We start from the raw sequence: 19551 nt of genomic DNA, 5'->3' as shown, positions 1-19551 counted from the left end.
AGCTCAAAGACCCTTCTTTCCTCTTGCCTCTTGCCTTCCCAGGCAATTAAGCCACGCTGTGCGAACAAAAATCAAATCGGATTGCTACATAACCTATGCAACAAAATTACAAAAATCAGCTTCTAAATTTTTCAAACACTAAAAACTTTATCGAAACAGAATTCAGGAGTCAGAATACCCTTTCAGGGAAGCAAGCTACAGAATGAATTTTGTGCGACTGGTGGATACGACGGCAAGCGAGTCATCAAGCGTCTTCATTCTGACTTCTGACTTCTGACTTCTGAATTCTTCAATTTATAGGTTTGTATCGCAATGGATTTTTTGACAATTCTAGGATTAGCGGCTGCCACAATAACCACAATTTCTTTTTTGCCACAGATGTTTAAAACATGGCAAACAAAATCAGCAAAAGATGTTTCTTTTTTAACGCTGATTACATTCATAACTGGTATTTTTTTGTGGTTAATTTATGGAATATATCTACAATCTTTACCAATTATTCTTGCTAATAGCGTGACATTGCTTTTTAACTTGATAATTCTATGGCTTAAAATTAAATATAGATAAAGAACCCCTAGATAAGTAAGTTGGTAGAAATAAACCAAATTATGTTATGAAACGTAAATAGTCTTAAAGTCCTTACTAATGACCAATGACAAAGGACAAATGACAAAGGACAAATGACAGCCCTTGCCAGTTAGCCTTAATTGCGCCAACCTACTTACACAAACTCTCGTCAGCCTGTGCGGACTCAAATGAAACCCATAAAGCTGAGTTTTGCTTCTGTAGGCGTGAATTCTATGAGACTGCATTATTCAAACCCCCTAAAAAACGCCTGTGACATCATCTGTATTTGACTCTGAACGCCTCCTTTTCACCCCCACTACCCCAGACACCAACGCTATCCCCATAATCTTCGCCTTTCCCAATGAATATAGCGTAGGTATCACTAGCCTTGGCTATCAGGTAGTTTGGGCAACCTTGGCAATGCGTGATGATGTGCAGGTGAGTCGCCTGTTTACAGATAGTCACGAACAACTCCCCAGAACGCCAGAAATTGTGGGATTTTCGATTTCCTGGGAACTGGATTATGTGAATATTTTAAATTTGCTGGAATCTTTAGAAATTCCTATTCAAGCAAATTCTCGTGATGATTCTCATCCGATAATTTTTGGTGGTGGCCCCGTTCTCACAGCTAACCCAGAACCTTTTGCAGATTTTTTTGATGTAATTTTACTGGGAGATGGCGAAAATTTACTGGGAAATTTCATTGAGGCGTACAAAGAAGTAAGAAATGCTTCTAGACAAACTCAACTCAAAAGACTTGCACAAATCCCAGGAATTTATATTCCCAGTTTGTATGAAGTCGAATACCACACAAAAGATGGTGCAATAAAGTCAATTAAACCAATTTCTCCAGAAATTCCCGCAGTGGTGCAAAAGCAGACTTATCGAGGAAATACTCTATCGGCTTCGACTGTAGTCACCGAAAAAGCTGCATGGGAAAATATTTACATGGTGGAAGTGGTGAGAAGTTGTCCAGAAATGTGCCGCTTTTGTTTGGCGAGTTATCTCACACTGCCTTTTAGAACAGCCAGTCTGGAAGATTCCTTAATTCCTGCGATCGCAAAAGGCTTAGAAGTCACAAATCGGCTAGGATTATTGGGGGCTTCTGTAACTCAGCATCCAGAGTTTGAAGCTTTGCTAGATTATATAAGTCAGCCAAAGTATGATGATGTCCGTCTCAGTATTGCCTCAGTGCGAACTAATACTGTAACAGTCCAGTTAGCAGAAACTTTGGCAAAACGAGACACGCGATCGCTTACCATTGCAGTAGAAAGTGGTTCTGAGAAAATTCGGCAAATCGTCAACAAAAAGCTGCATAACGACGAAATTATCCAAGCGGCGATAAATGCCAAAGCTGGCGGATTAAAAAGCTTGAAACTCTACGGAATGGCAGGAATTCCTGGTGAAGAAGCAGAGGATTTAGACCAAACAGTGACGATGATGCGTAATATCAAAAAAGCTGCACCAGGATTACGCCTAACATTTGGATGCAGCACCTTTGTACCCAAAGCGCACACGCCATTTCAATGGTTTGGGGTAAATCGTCAAGCAGAAAAGCGGTTGCAGTTTTTGCAAAAACAGCTAAAACCGCAGGGAATAGAGTTTCGCCCAGAAAGCTATAATTGGTCGATTATACAAGCTTTGTTATCAAGAGGCGATCGCAGACTATCCCAACTTCTTCAGCTGACTCGTGACTTTGGCGACTCCTTGGGTAGCTACAAACGTGCTTTCAAACAACTTAAAGGACAAATCCCTGACTTAGATTTCTACGTCCACGCTGATTGGTCTACAGAACAAGTATTACCTTGGAACCACTTGCAAGGGCCTCTGCCACAGTCTACACTACTAAAGCATTTGGCTGATGCTCAGAGTTATATCAACCCATCTCCAAAAGAACTACAGCCACTACTGGGGACTAGAGACTAGGAATTGGGGACTGAGGACTAGGAATGGAAATTTATTATCCAATTCCCAATGCCCAATGCCCAATTCCCAATTCCCAATTCCCAATCCTAAAAACTTCATGCAAAACACAGCTGAGTATTACTGCGCCTATTGCGGCGAACCGAACTTAACTTTTATTGATTTGAGTGCTGGAGGACAGCAATCTTATGTAGAAGATTGTCAAGTTTGCTGTAACCCAAATATTTTGTATGTCCGGGTTGACGAAGATACCCTAGATATCGAGATTGATACAGAATCAGAAAGTTGAATTTTAGGTTTTTCTTTCCATGCTGCACTTTAAACATTCCTCAGTCATTGATGCGCCACCAGAAGTAGTTTGGAAATTTCACGAAAGGCCAGATATTTTGCAAATGCTGAATCCACCTTGGCAGCCAGTCCAAGTGGTTCGTCGTGAAGGGGGACTGAACGTGGGCGCTATCACAGAATTTCGCCTGTTTCTCGGCCCATTACCATTAACTTGGCTAGCGCGTCATACTGAATGCGAAAAATATCGCCTGTTTACCGACGAACAGATATCTGGCCCCTTCGAGTCTTGGGTACATCGACATGAATTTGAACCGGAAGCTGGCAAAACTAGGCTGACTGATGCTATTTCCTTCTCTATGCCTGGTGGAGAAACAGTTGAATTTGTTAGTGGTTGGTTAGTGCAAGTGCAACTAGAAGCAATGTTTCGCTATCGCCATTATGTAACCAAACGAGAATGTGAGTCACGATAGCAAAAATTAATTATCTTGATTCTTCAACCCTTGCCGCGAAACCCACTTTATCAACCCAGGAAACAAGCGATACAAAGCTTGTGAGAAATTCGCCGAACCAACCATCACTTCTGACTTCTTATTATTGACTGCATCCCAAATAGCATTTGCTACATCTTCAGGCTTCTCCACCACCGGATTTTTCAGCACATTCTCAAGCTGTCCACGACGAGTATGAGTATCTTGTTCATCCTTGCCTCGAAAAACTGCCCGTTCCATTAAAGTACTCTTAATTAAATTCGGATAAATCCCACAAACATGAATACCTTTTGGCTGTAGTTCTATTTGTAGCGATTCCGTCAACCCTGTCACGCCAAACTTACTAGTACAATAGGGAACCAAGTAAGCACTTGGTACCTTACCACCGATGGAACTTAAATTAACTATAGTTCCACTTCGACGCTGGAGGAAATGAGGCAGAAGGGCATTAATAGTGTGGATATATCCCCATAAATTAGTGTCTATAATTTGATGCCAATCATCGAGAGAGAATTGTTCTACTGGCCCCGATGCAAAGATGCCCGCATTGTTTATCAGCACGTCGATATAGCCATAATTTTCTAATGCCTTTTGCACTAATGCGTTTACCTGAGATGAGTCAGTAACATCGCAAGTAACCGTTAATGGTGCTGGACGACCAATGCTTTGCACCTCCTGCGCTAAGGCTTCCAAGCGGTCAGCATGACGAGCTGCAAGTACCAAATCATATCCTTGCCGCGCAAATAAAAGAGCCGTTGCTTTGCCAATGCCTTCAGAAGCACCTGTAATTAGTACCGTAGGAGCCATACTTTAAGTTTAAAAAACCTATTTACTATTTATTAGTCTGGATAATAACACTCCAGAAACCTTCTAACTTTCGTTGGATTTTTGATTGTATCCAAAATAGGTTTTTAGTGAGATTACAAGTTTTCAATAGCAGTTGTTTGGTAAAAATACCTCTGAACTATAGGCTCCTCAAAGCTATTATTGGTCTTTTGTTAAATAAATATTTTCTCAACCTCCTTAAAATCTCATTCTTTAGAGTTGCATTTACTTTGAAACTAGAGACAGATAGCGTCAAATGGGTAAGTTAAGTAATATGAAGAATGTAATTAGCTCCTTAAGGTAACTTAATAATTGCACTTTATCTTAGTGATAAAACTCAAACCTCATATCAATACCAAAAACCGCAATGCTGCTTAACTTGTGCTGACCCCTCACCCTGAAATTTGGAACGACCACCTAAGTATTATCCGTTTTCTAGCTTACCTACTTTGGGAACAGCTACAGCCGAGTGCAGTATGCATCGGTACTCATTTCCTCTACTCCCCATTAATCTGACTGTTTTTGTTACAGACTGATTGCAAAGGAACAAAGAGAAGACCCTGGTTATTGCAGATACCAGGTTGAACACTGTCGTCGCTCATATCACTCAAGCTTTCAAGCGAAAACAGTTTTTAGAATAGCAGTTGCTTGTGTAATAATAGTTAAAGTATCTTAATGTTTGTACATATTATTAGAGTATTCGCACTGTCCAATTCAAAACACTGACCACTAATAGAGTTTTCTTGATGGTAGTTAGTGCTTTTTATCGTGAATATATTTTAGGAATTTTCATCTGAATACTAGGCGGAGTAAAAGCGTGATTCAATTAGAGCAACCACCCAGTCATCAAACAAAATTGACCCCATTAGGGAAAAATAAATCTCAGTTCAAGGCAATTTTCATTGCTACGATCATTGTTGCTACATGGGTCATTAGCCTGAGTTTATTACTTTCCCTTGACATCTCCAAGTTAACATTTTGGATGCTATTGCCTAGTATACTTTGGCAAACATTCTTATATACAGGATTATTTATTACATCTCATGATGCTATGCATGGGGTAGTCTTTCCCCAGAACACCAAAATTAATCATTTCATTGGGACATTAACCTTATCTTTATATGGTCTTTTACCATATAAAAAATTATTAAAAAAACATTGGATACACCACCACCATCCAGCCAGCCAAATAGACCCAGATTTTCACAATGGTAAACACAAAAATTTCTTCGCGTGGTATTTTCATTTTATGAAGGGTTACTGGAGTTGGGGACAAATCATTGCCTTGACTATTATCTATCACTTTAATAATCACGTCCTCCATATACCTACTGCTAATTTAACTTACTTTTGGGTGATCCCTTCAGTTTTAAGTTCATTCCAATTATTTTATTTTGGTACTTTTCTACCCCATAGTGAACCCATAGGAGGTTATATTGAGCCTCATCATTCACAAACAATTAACCGTCCAATTTGGTGGTCATTTATCACGTGCTATCATTTCGGCTATCACGAAGAACATCATGAGTCTCCCCATGTTCCTTGGTGGCAGTTACCAGAAATTTATAAAACAAAATAGTTGTTGTTTATCTAAATATCTTGGCAACAAGAATAACACGGTAATCTCTAGCATTACCAAATTATTTTTTTAAATTTCTATTGATTCTTCTCTCTGTGTTCTCTGCACCTCTGTGGTTCATTAAAAAAGTAATTCTCACAACTCAGATAGAATTGCTACACATAGCTTGAACAAGGCATTCTTTGAGATTATCCTAATTATGCCAATTAATAATTCTCGTCTTGTCACCTATAGCCCTGCTTATACAATCGTTCCGACTTACGAATGCTTTAATCGGTGTAGTTACTGCAACTTTCGTAGTGAACCTGGCAAAAGTCCCTGGATGAATCTTTCAGATGCAGAAAATAGTTTAAAATCACTTCAAAGCGAAAAAGTGTGCGAAATTCTCATACTCAGTGGTGAAGTCCATCCACATTCGTTAAGGCGTAAGGCGTGGTTCGAGCGAATTTATGATTTGTGCAAATTAGCACTTTCAATGGAGTTTTTACCACACACCAATGTCGGGCCATTGAGTTTTGAGGAAATGCAAAAACTCAAGCGTGTTAATGTTTCGATGGGGCTGATGTTAGAACAGTTAACGCCAACATTATTAAATAGTGTACATCGACACGCACCGAGTAAATTACCAGAAGTTCGTTTACAACAATTGCAATGGGCGGGAGAGTTGCAAATTCCCTTTACAACTGGCTTACTCTTAGGAATTGGAGAAACCTCTGATGATTGGTGGGAAACTTTAGAAGCTATATCTAACTTGCACCAACGTTACCATCACATTCAAGAAGTTATCCTGCAACCTCATAGTCCAGGTAATCAGCAAACTTTTGATGCACCTCCTTTTAATCCTCATCAATTACCAGAAGTAATTGCTAAAGCACGTAAGATTTTATCGCCAGATATTACTATTCAAATTCCACCGAATTTAGTTAAGGATAACTCCTGGTTACTCGCTTGTATCGAAGCTGGTGCGCGAGATTTAGGCGGAATTGGGCCAAAAGATGAAGTGAATCCTGATTATCCCCATATTCAGGAACAGGCTTTGAGAAATATTTTACAGCCTGCTGGGTGGGAATTAGTGCCGCGATCGCCAGTTTATCCGCAATTTGATAGCTGGCTATCGGAAGAATTACAAACAGCAGTGAAGCGATCGCGGAGTGCTATGTTATTGGTTTAACATTGCTAGACCCATACCACCAAAATAGGTTCAAATCAAGACTATAGGCGACAAATTCCCAATGCATCCCTCAGAAGATATAGATAACAGCCTAAACCCTGTTGTAAAATAGACATAAGAAGGATTTGGGGGGCCATTTACTGGTCATAAACGCCTATAGAAACTATCTACGGAAATCTCCAAGGTTTAAAGTCCAGCCAGCTGAAGCAACTACAGCGGCTGTATCACCAGCGTATACCAGGCGATCGCATCACCACGCCTGAGTTTTCCCAGCGTCTGGCAGCAATTAGCACAGAAGTCAATCAGCCTGTGTGCGCCTACATCAACCGTCGCGGACAAGTGATTCGCGTCGGGGTAGGCACACCGCGTCAAACGCAAATACCACCGATGGAATTGCCCCGTTACGGTGCAGAACGACTCAGTGGTATTCGTTGTATTGCCACCCATCTGAAGCCAGAACCGCCAAATGAAGCGGCACTCACGGCTATGGCCCTGCAACGATTAGATGCCCTAGTTGTCCTAAACATTACCGGAACCGGATTTACACGGCGGGGAGGCGGTGCAACTGGGTATGTCAAAGAAGCTTATCTAGCTCATCTAATACCCCAAGAGTCTCGCACCCTGATTACTAGTCCTGCTGCTTTTAAAGTAGAGGATAACCAAATTCAAACCCCAAGTTGGAATATATCGCCACCTATGGGTTTGGATGATTTGGCAGACCAGGATTTAGTAGACTTGGTAGAAAATCTGGAAGCAGAATTCCAGCGAGAATTTATTGCCCAGGAAGTACATGCTGACCACGATCGCGTGCTAATTGTGGGGCTGATGACCAGTGAGACAACTCCCCTACAATTCCAAGATACTCTAGCAGAATTGGCGCGTTTAGTTGATACTGCTGGGGGAGATGTATTACAAACAATACAACAAAAGCGATCGCGCGTTCATCCCCAAACAGTAGTTGGCGAAGGTAAAGTGCAAGAAATTGCCCTAACTGCCCAAACACTAGGAGTTAATCTTGTCGTCTTTGACCGCGACCTTTCCCCCTCCCAAGTCCGCAACTTAGAATTGCAAATTGGTATCCGGGTAGTTGACCGCACCGAAGTAATTTTGGATATCTTTGCTCAACGCGCTCAGTCCCGTGCCGGTAAGTTGCAAGTAGAACTAGCACAGTTAGAATACATGCAACCGCGACTGGCTGGTAGAGGTCGCACCATGTCCAGATTGGGTGGTGGTATTGGGACTCGTGGCCCTGGTGAAACCAAACTGGAAACTGAACGCCGTGCCATTGGGCAGCGCATTTCCCGACTCCAAAAAGAAGTAACTCAGTTGCAAGCCCATCGTTCGCGGTTACGGCAACGAAGGCAGCATCGAGAAATTCCCTCAGTAGCTTTGGTTGGATATACTAACGCTGGTAAGTCTACACTGTTAAACGCTCTCACAAATGCAGAAGTTTATACAGCCGACCAACTATTTGCCACTCTCGATCCTACCACCCGCCGCCTGGTGATTCCTTATGGCGAAACCAATGAACATCAGGAAATTCTAATTACAGATACAGTAGGGTTCATACACGAACTACCTGCATCATTAATGGATGCCTTCCGCGCCACCTTAGAGGAAGTCACAGAAGCTGATGCCCTACTACATTTGGTGGATTTGTCTCACCCAGCTTGGTTGCGTCATATTCGCTCAGTCAGAGAAATCTTAGCGCAAATGCCCATAACTCCTGGCCCGGCGCTAGTTATTTTTAACAAGATCGATCAAGCAAATAGTGAGACACTAGCTTTAGCTAGAGAAGAATTTCCCCTAGCGGTATTTATTTCAGCGAGTCAGCGCTTGGGATTAGAAACCCTACGTCACCGCCTTGCTCAACTAATTGAATATGCCGTTGACAGTAGGTAAATGTTGAGTAACTAATTCAGTGTTAGCACTTTATATTAGTGTCGTGAATATTTAACTTTGGGGAAGGCGATAGATTGCCTTCCCTTATTTATTGCATTTTTATAAGGAGGAGTAGAAAAGTTGAATTATGCTTTTAAACTTTAATTTTCTAGATATTTTTAAAGCATCATTTTAGAATTGCCACACCAATACCAATACGGTTCAGTTAGCGCCAAAAAACTTAAACTGCGTAGGTTGGGTGGAGGAACGAAAACCAACATTTCCGGGCATTTGTTGGGTTGCTCTTTGCTTAACTCATATCTTGCACCTGGAAATAGTAATGTCAATTCCATGACTAAGTGCTAAGGGCCGAAGCCGTTCAATGTCTAGTAGCAATAAAGACAAGACTAAATGAGGTAAAAAAGTATATAGTGCAAGGAAAGCAGCTTGACCCCAGTCTAAAGAATCAGGTAAACAGGATGAAAGATACGTCCAATATGCTAATAAATAGGCAGTAATAGACAAGACTAACCAACGATAAATTCCTAAAAGAGTACCTTGTCCAAATCTATCTAAACCAAAGCGATGTTTAGCAGTTTTAAACCAACCTTCAATTTTCCAACGGCGTTTACCCCACCAGGAAATAGTACTGGCTTTAAGAGGTTGTGTAGAGATAACATATCTTTTAACAAACTTGCCATTATCGCGTTTGAAGTAATACCAAGAAAGAGTAACAGGAAAATCTAATCCAACAAGTCGGACTTGTTGCCCTCGACGATGTAGAAGTTTAACTGGATAACCATTAACTAACTTGCGATTACAACCAATACCAATAACAGCATGATATTTTAGTTTCCGAATATTGTTGATAAAATCCTTAGTACCAAAAGCAGTATCAGCGAGAATTTTTACCCGCAATCGTTTGGTTAAATCTTTGGGTAAATGACATACCATTCGTAATGCTATTTGAGACGGACTAGCCGTCCCTTTACCTCTCCAGACACGAAAATTCCAGGGTATACGCCATTGTCCAACTACCAAATATAAAACTACTATATGCAAGCCTCGTTTCCCGTTGTAAACGGTTATTAGATTTTTAAATGCTTTAAACTGACCACATTTCTCTAAAGTTGTCAGGTCAACTATTACTTGTAGAAATGCTTTTCTTCCCAATGGACAATGACTCTTAACTTGCTCAATTGCCTGTTGACGAATATGACGAATTAGCTTACGAGTAGGCCATTTATATGTATTTAAAAATCTACTTAAAGCACTTTCAGATTTGGATTTACTGTAATGTGGCAAAGGTTTTCCGTCTGCTGCTAGAAACAGCCCTAACATTGCTTCCAAATTGTCTCGTTGATAACGGCTAGGCATCAATGCCAGAATCGTATACATTAGGGTATGGGCGTGGGCAAGAATGGTTTCCATATTTCTTGCTGTTATTTATGTTATCTACGCCCTTTTCTCTCATTTTTTACGAACATATAAAAATATCTTTATGCAGATGACATTATTCCCATCTTTGTATATGTCATTTGTATATATCGTGATGCTAAATGTAAATTATTATATCAGTATATAAAGTAGAAGCTAAAATTTTAGATGTTACTTTTATTTTCTTTTTCTTGGTTAATACTGATAGTTTTTATCAGGTGCAAGATATGAGTTAACGCAAGCGTATTGACACCAGTACAATGGTTTTATGACTCCTGTCTGATTTTCGTTCGTACAGCGTGGCGTAGCCATACTAACTTGCGTGGTGCGCTTAGCGCAAGCGAGCTAGGCAGGGAGTGAGGAGTAGCAAGTAGGGAAAAAGCCTTTTTGAGTTTTAGTGAGTTTTTTCAAAAATTAAATCTGATTTTGAACAATATTTTCAATAAAACCCTGATAAAGCAGGCTTTTCATCCTCAGTATGTTTTCAAGCATCAAATAGGAGTCCTAGATTTAATTTAGCTCATATACTTAGTGAAAGATTAAAACATCTACTTGTGTAGATTGGCGTGAGATACCTAGTGTAGGCTGGTTTTCTATAGGTCAACGCTGCGCTCTATCCAACATACAAATCTTTCTCATAGAATAATCAATATCTCCTGAAAATCTGTTGATTAAGTAATAACATCGAGAAACCAAATATTGATTATTCAGCGTGAATATAGAAAATTATAATTTAAAAAAATATATCAAGTGTAAATACTGAAAATCTACATCAATTCATAAAAAATATATTGATAATTCCAAATTTAAATTTTTAGCTAACCTCGACAAATAACGTAGACAGTTGGTATTCGTTTGTGTAAATTTAGACTTTGGTAACTTCCATAAAAGAGTTATTTTGAGAGGTTTTAAATATCCTCAATAAAAAGAAAAGGAGTTTCAATCGAGTGTCTCAACCATATTCCAAGAAAATAGCGGGTTATGCAGTCTGTTGTATATCAGCATTAGCTGTGGTGACAGTTTCACAGATGTCCCAAGCAGATGCAGCCTCTATGACTTTCTCAGTCACAGGAACTAACTCAGCATCAAAGAATGCTCTGGCATCATCAGTTGTATTTGATGACTTACTCAATCCAGGTAAGTTGACAGTGACTCTGACGAACATGAAAAATGTTTCAGTCCCTTCTGATGTTCTTACATCAGTCTTTTGGGACTATGCTGGATCTCCCTTAAACTTATCGTTAATTTCAGCAACAGCTGCAACGGTCACTCAAAACAACCCCTCTACCACTACAAATAATGTAAATCTTCTCAATACTCCTACTAATGGCAAAGAATGGGCATTTGCATCTACTACCAATTCCGCAGGACTTACTAATGGAGTAACCCAAGACTATGGTTTAGGTACTGCCGGCTTAGGTATTTTTCAAGGTCTTGGTGGACAGCAGCAATTTAATTACGGCATTATTGACGGCTACAATGCTAATGCAAATCCAGCAATCAAAGGGGGAAGTTTTGTTGACAATTCGGCCACGTTCGTTTTGTCAGGACTACCCACTAACTTTGATATAAGCAAAATTGGCAGTGTTCGCTTCCAATATGGCACCGCTTTAAGTGAGCCTAGCATTATAAAAGCACAAGGGAGTTATTATAGTCCTCCGCCTCCTCCACCTAAAAAAGTACCTGAACCTGGGACAACAGCCGCCCTTAGTTTGTTTGCAGTGGGTGCATTGAAAGTGGTGAGGAAAAAATCTTTAGTAGTAGCCTAAGTGACAGTTTTCTAGCTGTCAGCACTGAGAAACACCAGATACTTCCATAAAAGGAAATACTGTTTTTTTAGAAAATCAAGTGTGCATACCCTATATTCTGTAAAAATTGATTAAGTACAACATGGTGTAAATAGGCTAATAATGATAAATCGTTGCAAAGCTTGCATTGTTTCTAGGCTTTTCAACGATTTTTCGTTTTGCATAGTTCTGCACAAAACGCTCACTAAATGTAGCAGATATCAAAGGAACTCAGCGAAACCAATAACTGAATTTAGTTAGACACTTCTGAAAGTAAAGTCAAAACGGCATAGAACACCTACAGCCAGTTGCAACGTTCTAAAATTAAAAAGTATTAAATCAAGTTGAGGACATTATGGCTGCAAAAGTAGAAATTTACACTTGGAGGACTTGCCCGTTTTGTATCCGTGCCAAAAGTTTGCTGAAGAGTAAGGGTGTTGAATTTACAGAATACAGCATTGACGGAGATGAGGCAGCCAGAAATAAAATGGCTCAAAGGGCAAATGGAAGGCGCTCTTTACCGCAAATTTTCATCAATGATGACCATATTGGTGGTTGTGATGACATCCACGCTTTAGACAGTCAAGGCAAGCTAGATGAGCTACTAACTTCCGTGTAAGTCTAGAAGATATTGCACTAGCGACAAGCCACTGCAAATTACACGGCAGTCACTACAACTCTGTTTACGAAATTTTTCTCGCAAAAGTATCTGTCCACAAGATTTTACCCTCCAGTTCCTACTCAGCAGTACAGATGTACATCAATTAGTAAGATCATCAAGAGATAATAATTGAACAACCATTTAATTTCTTGGTGATTGAGGTATAAAGGGTGAAACTGGCTTTTATCATTGATCCGATCCATCTGCTTGACCCGTGTCATGATACCAGCATTGCCCTGATCGAAGCAGCGCAAATCCTGGGACACGAAGTTTGGGTAACTCAAGCAAATCTGCTGAGTGTGGTGGAGGGCAAAGCTTGGGCTGTCCTACAGCGAGTTGAACTTGTACCAGTACAGTTGGTGGAGAGACGCTGGATAGCGGCGAATCCTTGGTATAAATTAAGTGATTCCTCCTTAACTTCTTTAGAGACAATGGATGCCGTATTTATGCGGACAGATCCACCTGTCAATGATTCTTACCTCTATGCCACGTACATTCTGGATTATGTTGACCAAAATAAAACTCTGCTGATTAACAGTCCTAGCGGCATTCGAGGGGCAAATGAAAAAATGTATGCCCTCCAGTTTACCAAAGCGATTCCAGAAACAATTGTCAGTGCTGATAAGCAGTTTATTCGGCAATTTGTCGAAGCAAAGGGGGCAACTGTTCTCAAACCACTAGGAAACAAAGCCGGGGAAGGAATTTTATTTTTGCAATCAAGCGATCGCAATTTTAACTCTATTGTCGAACTCAGTACCCTCCAAGGTCGAGTTCCAGTAATGGTACAAACCTATCTACCGGAGGCAAAAGAAGGAGATAAACGCATTATCCTGCTCAATGGCGAACCGATTGGTGCGCTCAATCGCCTCTCTAGCGGAAGTGACTTTCGCAATAATATGGCAACTGGTGGTACAGTCGCTCAAACTGAAATTACCCCAAGAGAACATGAAATTTGTACCCAAGTAGCCGAACGCTTACGCCAAGACGGTTTAATTTTTGTGGGTATAGATATTATTGGTGGCTACTTAACTGAAGTTAACGTCACCAGTCCTACGGGAATTCGTGAAATTGATCGTCTAGATGGTACTAACCTTGGTTATCAAGTTATTCAATGGATTGAACAGTCATTGAATTGAAGGAGGCAGGAAGAGTAAATCAGCAGGGGTCAAATCCCCTGCTGATTTGAAGCCACTGAACTAGAGTTAAGTCAAAGTCTTATCTACTACTAAAAAATAGAATTACTTCGGGTGCTTGCGTTGGCAACTCACCCACGCAGCTTTGTTTATAAAGAATATAAGTTTAATAATCACGGTGGTAGATGTAACAATGTCTACGCCTGGATTTCTCACTTGTGAGAAATCCAAGGGGTGTGGGAGGATGAGGAAGAAGTCTTACCCCCCACACTCCCCACACTCCCCACACTCCCTCTGCCTACACTATGCGTGAGAAATCCGGGTACGACGGGCTACATTTAAGCATTCCTAGTTGGCCAGGTCTTATGATTTATTGGTTCCAAAAGCAAAGCTAGACATGGGAGCCAGCAGAACCCTGCCAAGTTAATTTTATAAGTAGCGTTAACAAATTTCTTTACCAATTAGCAAAATTAGGGATGGCAACGGATTGCTTATCCCTGCTTTTGGTAAACCCTGAAACTAACAGATTTTATACAGCACTCAGCCTAACCTGAGACTGCTAATTTAATCTAAAATCTCAAATCCAAAATCTTTTAATTCCGTGGTCTTTGTCGGTTTCTCAAGAAGTCAGGTATATCCAATCCAGGTTTTTCTTTTGGTTCTGGAGTTGGAGTTGGAGTTGAACTTGGAGTTGAGGTTGGAGTTGAGGTTGGGGGATTAACTGCGGGTTGTTGTGTTGTTGGTCGCTTGGAGGTATTAGGTGCTACTCGAACGCTAGCTACGCTTTGTTGTACCGCAGCTTGCACTTCACCTGTAAACCCGGTGGCAATTACAGTAATTCTGACCTCACCTTGGAGTCTGTCATCAATTACAGCCCCAAAAATAATATTGGCGTTAGGATCAACTACTTCATAGATTGCTTCTGCGGCTGCATTCACTTCATGTAAAGTAAGATCAGTACCACCTGTAATATTAAAGACAACTCCTCTAGCACCTTCAATAGAACATTCTAGTAACGGTGAAGAAATAGCTGCGATCGCAGCTTCTCTGGCTCTAGATTTTCCAGAACTAACGCCAATACCCATCAATGCCGATCCCGCATCTGCCATCACAGCCCGGACATCAGCAAAGTCAACATTTACCAAACCGGGAATCGTTATGATATCAGAAATACCTTGTACCCCTTGACGCAGCACATCATCTGCATAGCGAAAAGCTTCTTGCACGGGTGTTTGTTCGGGGATCACTTCCAGCAATTTGTTGTTGGGAATAATGATCAGTGTATCTACTCTACTTTTTAGTCCTTCAATCCCTTGTTCCGCTTGGCTGGTGCGGCGGCGACCCTCAAAAACGAATGGACGTGTGACTACACCAACAGTGAGAGCGCCCATTTCTTTGGCTACTTCTGCCACGATTGGGGCTGCACCTGTTCCAGTACCACCGCCCATACCAGCGGTTATAAATACTAGGTCTGCACCCTCTAAAGCTGTAGCAATTTCGTCTCGTGATTCCTCAGCTGCCTTTTGACCAATTGCAGGATTACCACCTGCTCCTAAGCCCCGCGTTAGCTTTTGTCCAATTTGCAATCTACTGGGAGCGCCTGCCAGAGTTAAAGCTTGGGCATCAGTATTGATTGACCAAAACTCTACACCAGAGACATCAGATTCGATCATGCGGTTAACGGCATTGCCACCGCCGCCACCGACACCAATCACTTTGATGTTGGCAACCCGACCAGGAACAATTTCCCCAATGCGGCTATTTTCCGTAAAAATTTTCTTATTATCGTGATTTTGTCCGAAGTTCATCCCAGAGTTATTAAAGGGATTGGTCGAGTTAACTGCCAGAGAAAACCCAGGCTGTCCCGGTGATTGGGAATTTTTATAGGTGAGTCCTTGGTTATTATCAAGTGTCATTGGATTTGTGAGAGGGTAGATAAACGACTTTTCCAGGTGCTATTCACTTAAGAGTCAACTATAGTTTGACACTGCCACAATACTATGGCACTGTTCTTTATTGTTTTCACTACTGCCAAGCCTAACAGAATTGGCGGTATGAAAATTTGCTATGAGATCAGCTTTTAATGCAGCCGATCGCACAGCCAATTCTAGAGAAGTATACCTATATTTATCCAAAAGTGACCTGTATAACTTCAACCAGACATTAATCTCTTCATTCTTCTCATCGGAGAACATAACTTCTAAAGACACACTACAGCGCATCTTATCTGCCTCAATAATATTGTTAATAGGTTTCACCATTGGGGATAATTGCAACTTTAGACACAAAATTTACCTGATACTTACTTATTCTTAAGGTTGAAGTAAGCAAGAATTTACTTGTCAGACTATACCTGATTAATTTGTTGTTTGGGGAGTCTTAATGGACACTTTGTTGGAGCAATAGTCTATCTTACGAGAACCCTCACTAGTGTGGTCAACAAATCAAGATTTCCCTGGAGGTTTCGTAACCCAATTAAGAAATATGGTACAGAATAGTCCAAACTGATTGCCCAAAAGTAGCCTTTACGCAACCTTTGGTAGTACTTTAAGTTACAGATTTGAACTTCAGTAAACTGTCTTTGGAAGTATCCTCAACAGACCAAAGTTATATTGTCAGACATCTTGCACCCTAATGTTAGGGTAACAATTTGAGAGTGTTTTACTCACAAGAGAGATTTCATGATTGATCTTCTCATTTTAATTAGAAGTTAATGCCGATTTTCGCGCAGTTGCTGGAAAACTGAAAATAATAAATATATTTATCAGCATAAAGCTTCTTAATTTACTAAGAGCTATCAATACATTAAACACGCTAGATATTTTTAGGGTTTTTGGGAGTTAATTTTTGGTCTTTTTGGTTCATTTGTACTAAGGGAAAATCGGGATTTTTCAGATCAATATACTCTATTTGACCAGAATCGAGTTTCGCTGATAAATGACGCATTTGGGCGAGTACCTTAATTTGTTCAGACAACAGAGTACCTGGAACGCCAAGATGCACATTTCCTAGTTCTGTTTTCAAAATTAAATTCGCTGGATTTTGGCAATCAATTTCCACTACTTTCACAGTACTTTGGCTGATAGCTTGATGAATTTGAGCCCAGTTGAGACAGTATTGTTTGGGCGATCCAATTACTTTGAGATTGGGTAATTTCCTAGTGGGATTCAGTGATGTGTATTTTTCTAAAGGTATCCAGGCCCCACTTGCATCTAGTAAGCCGATTGTGACTTTTTTATTGCCAGTACCCTGATTTGCCCCACTTGCTGTTTGAGTCATTGCGACAGGGACTCGTTCTTGGATTTCGATGTTTAATCCGGGAGGAAACAGGCGACGTCTGACGATCGCTTGGGCAATAGTTGGTTGTTTTTTCAAAGAGTTTGCGATCGCTGCTGGTTCAATCCGCCACAAAGATTGGGGGTAAGATAGCACTAATAGGGATTGAGTTGTCTCATCTGAGAGTAATTGATTGCCTGATTTCATCACTACTTGTTTGGGAGTTTTTAACACCCATACTGGTTGAACTGCTACCCACAGCAATCCACCCGCCAAACCGGTAATGGCAAAGGTTCGCCAAATAGCTTGAATAATTCTCATCTGCCGTCGCCGACGTAATTTTTTACGACGCTGGGCAAGATCCGTGCGGGAAACTGATATTATGCCAGCCATTCAAACCCCTTTCTGGTTACAATCCAAATTCCTTGACGCGCTTGTATCATTATTAATTTCAGTAAACACTGTCGGCATCTGTTAGCCGCTCTCCTCAAGACTTTTTTTATTTTTAGTAACACTTTACAGTAAGTACACAACGAACGTAGTCTCTAGTCATGCTTCCTATTAAAGTTTCCGGTGTCCATTCTTAACTCACTGTTGTCTTTTTGACAAGGGACATAAAACATTTTTTCTTTAAAGATTACAAAATCTTAATTTAAATATTTCTGATTTTGTTTTATTGACAAATAGAATGTGAAGTGATAAATAAGTCTTCCTTTATCTCTGTATAGATTGCTATAATTCATACTAGTCATGTCTCATCAACTATACAAACAGGGAATAATATAATCGAGTAGCTTTTTTTACTGATTAACTCCGTCATCAAGGTTTGTGTCAGGTCAAAGAAAAGCTATGAGATTGTCAAAACCTCAATAGTAGGTGTAAAAAGGACAGATATGTTTAAGGTTATTAGGGTCAATTAAATCTCTATCATACTACTGACAGATACTGACAGTGATCCTGTAATAAGTGCTGTCTTTTGCAAGACACTACCAACTTGCAAATTAAGTGTGTGCCTACATCAAAGTTAGAGATTGTTTGTATAAAAAATACGAGTTAACTGCATCTACACACGCGTCTACATACACCTATACATACATGAAAACGACATTCAATTTGTCACGTTTTTATAAAGCATGTAACCCAAGCTACACGCTTAATATAAGCAACGTGTTAGATCGCCAGTATTACATAGATTTTGCTGATGTCCGTGGTTGTAAGATTGTCGAAGAATTGCAACGGACTATAGTTCGGATTTCTCCTGATGAGCCAACCTGTCAGTTATTTACGGGTCACATTGGCTGCGGTAAATCAACGGAATTGCAGCGCCTCAAAACAGAACTAGAACTGGCAGGATTTCATGTGGTTTATTTTGAGTCCAGTCAAGACTTAGACATGGCGGATATTGATATCAGCGATATTTTGCTGAGTGTAGCCCGTCAAGTCAGTGCCAGTTTAGAAGGCATTAACATCAAACTCAAAGGTGGTTACTTTACCAATTTGTTTAAAGAAGTAGGCGATTTTCTACAAAGCCCCATAGAGCTTTCTGGACAAGCAGAATTATCCTTGGGTATTGCCAAAATTACCGCCAAAACCAAAGATAGCACTCAGATGCGGAATCAACTGAGGCAATATTTGGAACCACGTACCAATAGTATTTTGCAAGCGATTAACGAAGAAATTTTAGAAAGGGCTATTGAACAGTTAAAGCTGCGGGGTCAAAAAGGACTGGTAGTGATCGTAGATAATTTGGATCGAGTCGATATGCGTCCCTTAGCATCGGGGCGATCGCAACCAGAATATCTCTTTATCGACCGAGGCGAACAGCTACGCCGACTCAAATGCCATCTAGTTTACACAATTCCCCTAACACTAATTTTCTCCAATGAGTATGAAACACTAAAAAATCGCCTGGGGGGAGGTATTGCACCAAAAGTACTGCCGATGGTATTAGTGCGGCAAAGAGATGGCAGTGATTACGAACCAGGGATGTCACTAGTACGCCAGTTAGTCTTAGCAAGAGCTTTTCCAGAAGTTTCTTTGAATGAAAGGCTTTTATTAATTACAGAATTATTCGATCATTCCCAAACCTTGGATCGGATATGTCGCGTTAGCGGTGGCCACATTCGTAACTTATTGGGTTTACTTTATAGCTGCCTGCAACGACAAGATCCACCTTTTTCTAGAGAATGCTTAGAAGCTGTGATTAAAGACTACCGAGACGATCTGCTATTAGCTATTGATGAATCCCAGTGGGAATTATTGTTTGAAGTAGTGCAACAACAGAGAGTTAAAGGTGAGTCTGACTATCAAAGCTTATTACGAAGTATGTATTTGTTCGAATATCGTGACCCTCTGGGGCGCTGGTTTGGCATCAGTCCAGCCCTAGCAGAAACAGAAAAAGTTTTAGCTTGGCAACAAAACAAGTAATAGTGCTGGGTAAGTTAATAGTCATTAGTCCTTTGTCCTTGGCCATTGGACTAATAACTAATGCCCAATGCCTAATGCCTAATGCCCAATGCCCCATGCCCCATGCCC

General features: G+C 40.5%; 17 protein-coding genes. 11 read left to right on the top strand and 6 right to left on the bottom strand.

Going from position 1 to position 19551, the window contains the following annotated elements:
• Window positions 1–254 precede the first annotated feature (254 nt).
• Window positions 255–443, bottom strand: a complete 189-nt coding sequence (locus FD724_RS40975; RefSeq protein ID WP_242060708.1) for a hypothetical protein — start codon at window positions 441–443, stop codon at window positions 255–257.
• On the opposite strand from FD724_RS40975, the gene FD724_RS18110 reads away from it, so the two are divergent.
• From FD724_RS18110 to FD724_RS18095, 4 genes are all read left to right on the top strand, one after another.
• Entirely contained in the window at window positions 370–567 is a 198-nt protein-coding gene (locus tag FD724_RS18110) for a SemiSWEET transporter (RefSeq protein WP_234711156.1), read from the top strand. The two genes, FD724_RS40975 and FD724_RS18110, sit on opposite strands and share 74 nt — an antisense overlap.
• A 270-nt stretch (window positions 568–837) precedes the next feature.
• Window positions 838–2493 carry a radical SAM protein gene (locus FD724_RS18105; protein ID WP_179073569.1) on the top strand — a complete coding sequence of 552 codons (1656 nt, stop codon included), beginning with the start codon at window positions 838–840 and terminating at the stop codon, window positions 2491–2493.
• A gap of 97 nt (window positions 2494–2590) precedes the next feature.
• A complete protein-coding gene (locus FD724_RS18100) occupies window positions 2591–2779 on the top strand; it encodes a CPXCG motif-containing cysteine-rich protein (RefSeq protein WP_012411100.1) in 189 nt (62 codons plus the stop codon).
• A gap of 19 nt (window positions 2780–2798) precedes the next feature.
• On the top strand, window positions 2799–3248 hold the full coding sequence (locus FD724_RS18095; protein WP_114086104.1) for an SRPBCC family protein: 450 nt from the start codon (window positions 2799–2801) through the stop codon (window positions 3246–3248).
• A gap of 6 nt (window positions 3249–3254) precedes the next feature.
• On the opposite strand, the gene FD724_RS18090 is transcribed toward FD724_RS18095, so the two are convergent.
• Window positions 3255–4073: an SDR family oxidoreductase gene (locus tag FD724_RS18090; RefSeq protein ID WP_179073568.1), complete on the bottom strand. Its 819-nt coding sequence runs from the start codon at window positions 4071–4073 to the stop codon at window positions 3255–3257.
• 835 nt (window positions 4074–4908) lie between these two features.
• On the opposite strand from FD724_RS18090, the gene crtW reads away from it, so the two are divergent.
• From crtW to hflX, 3 genes are all read left to right on the top strand, one after another.
• A complete protein-coding gene (gene crtW, locus FD724_RS18085; protein ID WP_114086106.1) occupies window positions 4909–5670 on the top strand; it encodes a beta-carotene ketolase CrtW in 762 nt (253 codons plus the stop codon).
• 199 nt (window positions 5671–5869) lie between these two features.
• Window positions 5870–6841 (top strand): 7,8-didemethyl-8-hydroxy-5-deazariboflavin synthase subunit CofG, encoded by a 972-nt coding sequence (gene cofG / locus FD724_RS18080; protein ID WP_179073567.1) that lies wholly within the window; start codon window positions 5870–5872, stop codon window positions 6839–6841.
• 156 nt (window positions 6842–6997) lie between these two features.
• Window positions 6998–8743, top strand: a complete 1746-nt coding sequence (gene hflX / locus FD724_RS18075) for a GTPase HflX (RefSeq protein ID WP_179075543.1) — start codon at window positions 6998–7000, stop codon at window positions 8741–8743.
• A 294-nt stretch (window positions 8744–9037) separates the two neighbouring features.
• Here the strand turns inward: hflX and FD724_RS18070 are convergent, their stop codons facing one another.
• Window positions 9038–10153 (bottom strand): transposase, encoded by a 1116-nt coding sequence (locus FD724_RS18070; protein WP_179073566.1) that lies wholly within the window; start codon window positions 10151–10153, stop codon window positions 9038–9040.
• Window positions 10154–11106: 953 nt separating this feature from the next.
• Between FD724_RS18070 and FD724_RS18065 the strand changes: the two genes are divergently transcribed.
• The 3 genes from FD724_RS18065 to gshB all read left to right on the top strand — a co-directional run bounded on the left by FD724_RS18065 (window position 11107) and on the right by gshB (window position 13743).
• A complete protein-coding gene (locus FD724_RS18065; protein WP_256874299.1) occupies window positions 11107–11928 on the top strand; it encodes an XDD4 family exosortase-dependent surface protein in 822 nt (273 codons plus the stop codon).
• A gap of 373 nt (window positions 11929–12301) precedes the next feature.
• The gene (gene grxC, locus FD724_RS18060; protein WP_114086110.1) at window positions 12302–12565 is read left to right on the top strand and encodes a glutaredoxin 3; all 264 of its coding nucleotides are present in this window, start codon (window positions 12302–12304) and stop codon (window positions 12563–12565) included.
• Between the two features lie 212 nt (window positions 12566–12777).
• Window positions 12778–13743 (top strand): glutathione synthase, encoded by a 966-nt coding sequence (gene gshB, locus FD724_RS18055; protein WP_179073565.1) that lies wholly within the window; start codon window positions 12778–12780, stop codon window positions 13741–13743.
• 590 nt (window positions 13744–14333) lie between these two features.
• Here gshB and ftsZ read toward each other — a convergent pair.
• The 3 genes from ftsZ to FD724_RS18040 form a co-directional block, all read right to left on the bottom strand.
• Window positions 14334–15656, bottom strand: coding sequence for a cell division protein FtsZ (gene ftsZ / locus FD724_RS18050; RefSeq protein WP_179073564.1), 1323 nt, complete (start codon window positions 15654–15656; stop codon window positions 14334–14336).
• 54 nt (window positions 15657–15710) lie between these two features.
• Window positions 15711–16001, bottom strand: coding sequence for a hypothetical protein (locus FD724_RS18045; protein WP_242060700.1), 291 nt, complete (start codon window positions 15999–16001; stop codon window positions 15711–15713).
• A 553-nt stretch (window positions 16002–16554) separates the two neighbouring features.
• Window positions 16555–17409: a cell division protein FtsQ/DivIB gene (locus tag FD724_RS18040; RefSeq protein ID WP_179073563.1), complete on the bottom strand. Its 855-nt coding sequence runs from the start codon at window positions 17407–17409 to the stop codon at window positions 16555–16557.
• Between the two features lie 702 nt (window positions 17410–18111).
• Here FD724_RS18040 and FD724_RS18035 point away from each other — a divergent pair.
• Complete coding sequence (locus FD724_RS18035) at window positions 18112–19443, top strand: P-loop NTPase fold protein (RefSeq protein ID WP_114086114.1); 1332 nt, start codon at window positions 18112–18114, stop codon at window positions 19441–19443.
• Window positions 19444–19551: the final 108 nt, after the last annotated feature.

Origin of the sequence: Nostoc sp. C057, from assembly GCF_013393925.1 — a bacterium.
Lineage (GTDB): Bacteria > Cyanobacteriota > Cyanobacteriia > Cyanobacteriales > Nostocaceae > Nostoc > Nostoc muscorum_A.
The sequence above is the reverse complement of the archived record's forward strand: the minus strand, read 5'-3'. Positions and strand labels throughout refer to the sequence as shown.

What these genes read in the sequence shown, in the direction of transcription:
- FD724_RS40975 (WP_242060708.1), bottom strand. Translation starts at nt 443, where the DNA reads ATGAATGTAATCAGCGTTAAAAAAGAAACATCTTTTGCTGATTTTGTT.
- FD724_RS18100 (WP_012411100.1), top strand. Translation starts at nt 2,591, where the DNA reads ATGCAAAACACAGCTGAGTATTACTGCGCCTATTGCGGCGAACCGAAC.
- FD724_RS18095 (WP_114086104.1), top strand. Translation starts at nt 2,799, where the DNA reads ATGCTGCACTTTAAACATTCCTCAGTCATTGATGCGCCACCAGAAGTA.
- FD724_RS18090 (WP_179073568.1), bottom strand. Translation starts at nt 4,073, where the DNA reads ATGGCTCCTACGGTACTAATTACAGGTGCTTCTGAAGGCATTGGCAAA.
- cofG (WP_179073567.1), top strand. Translation starts at nt 5,870, where the DNA reads ATGCCAATTAATAATTCTCGTCTTGTCACCTATAGCCCTGCTTATACA.
- FD724_RS18070 (WP_179073566.1), bottom strand. Translation starts at nt 10,153, where the DNA reads ATGGAAACCATTCTTGCCCACGCCCATACCCTAATGTATACGATTCTG.
- grxC (WP_114086110.1), top strand. Translation starts at nt 12,302, where the DNA reads ATGGCTGCAAAAGTAGAAATTTACACTTGGAGGACTTGCCCGTTTTGT.
- ftsZ (WP_179073564.1), bottom strand. Translation starts at nt 15,656, where the DNA reads ATGACACTTGATAATAACCAAGGACTCACCTATAAAAATTCCCAATCA.
- FD724_RS18045 (WP_242060700.1), bottom strand. Translation starts at nt 16,001, where the DNA reads ATGGTGAAACCTATTAACAATATTATTGAGGCAGATAAGATGCGCTGT.
- FD724_RS18040 (WP_179073563.1), bottom strand. Translation starts at nt 17,409, where the DNA reads ATGGCTGGCATAATATCAGTTTCCCGCACGGATCTTGCCCAGCGTCGT.
- FD724_RS18035 (WP_114086114.1), top strand. Translation starts at nt 18,112, where the DNA reads ATGAAAACGACATTCAATTTGTCACGTTTTTATAAAGCATGTAACCCA.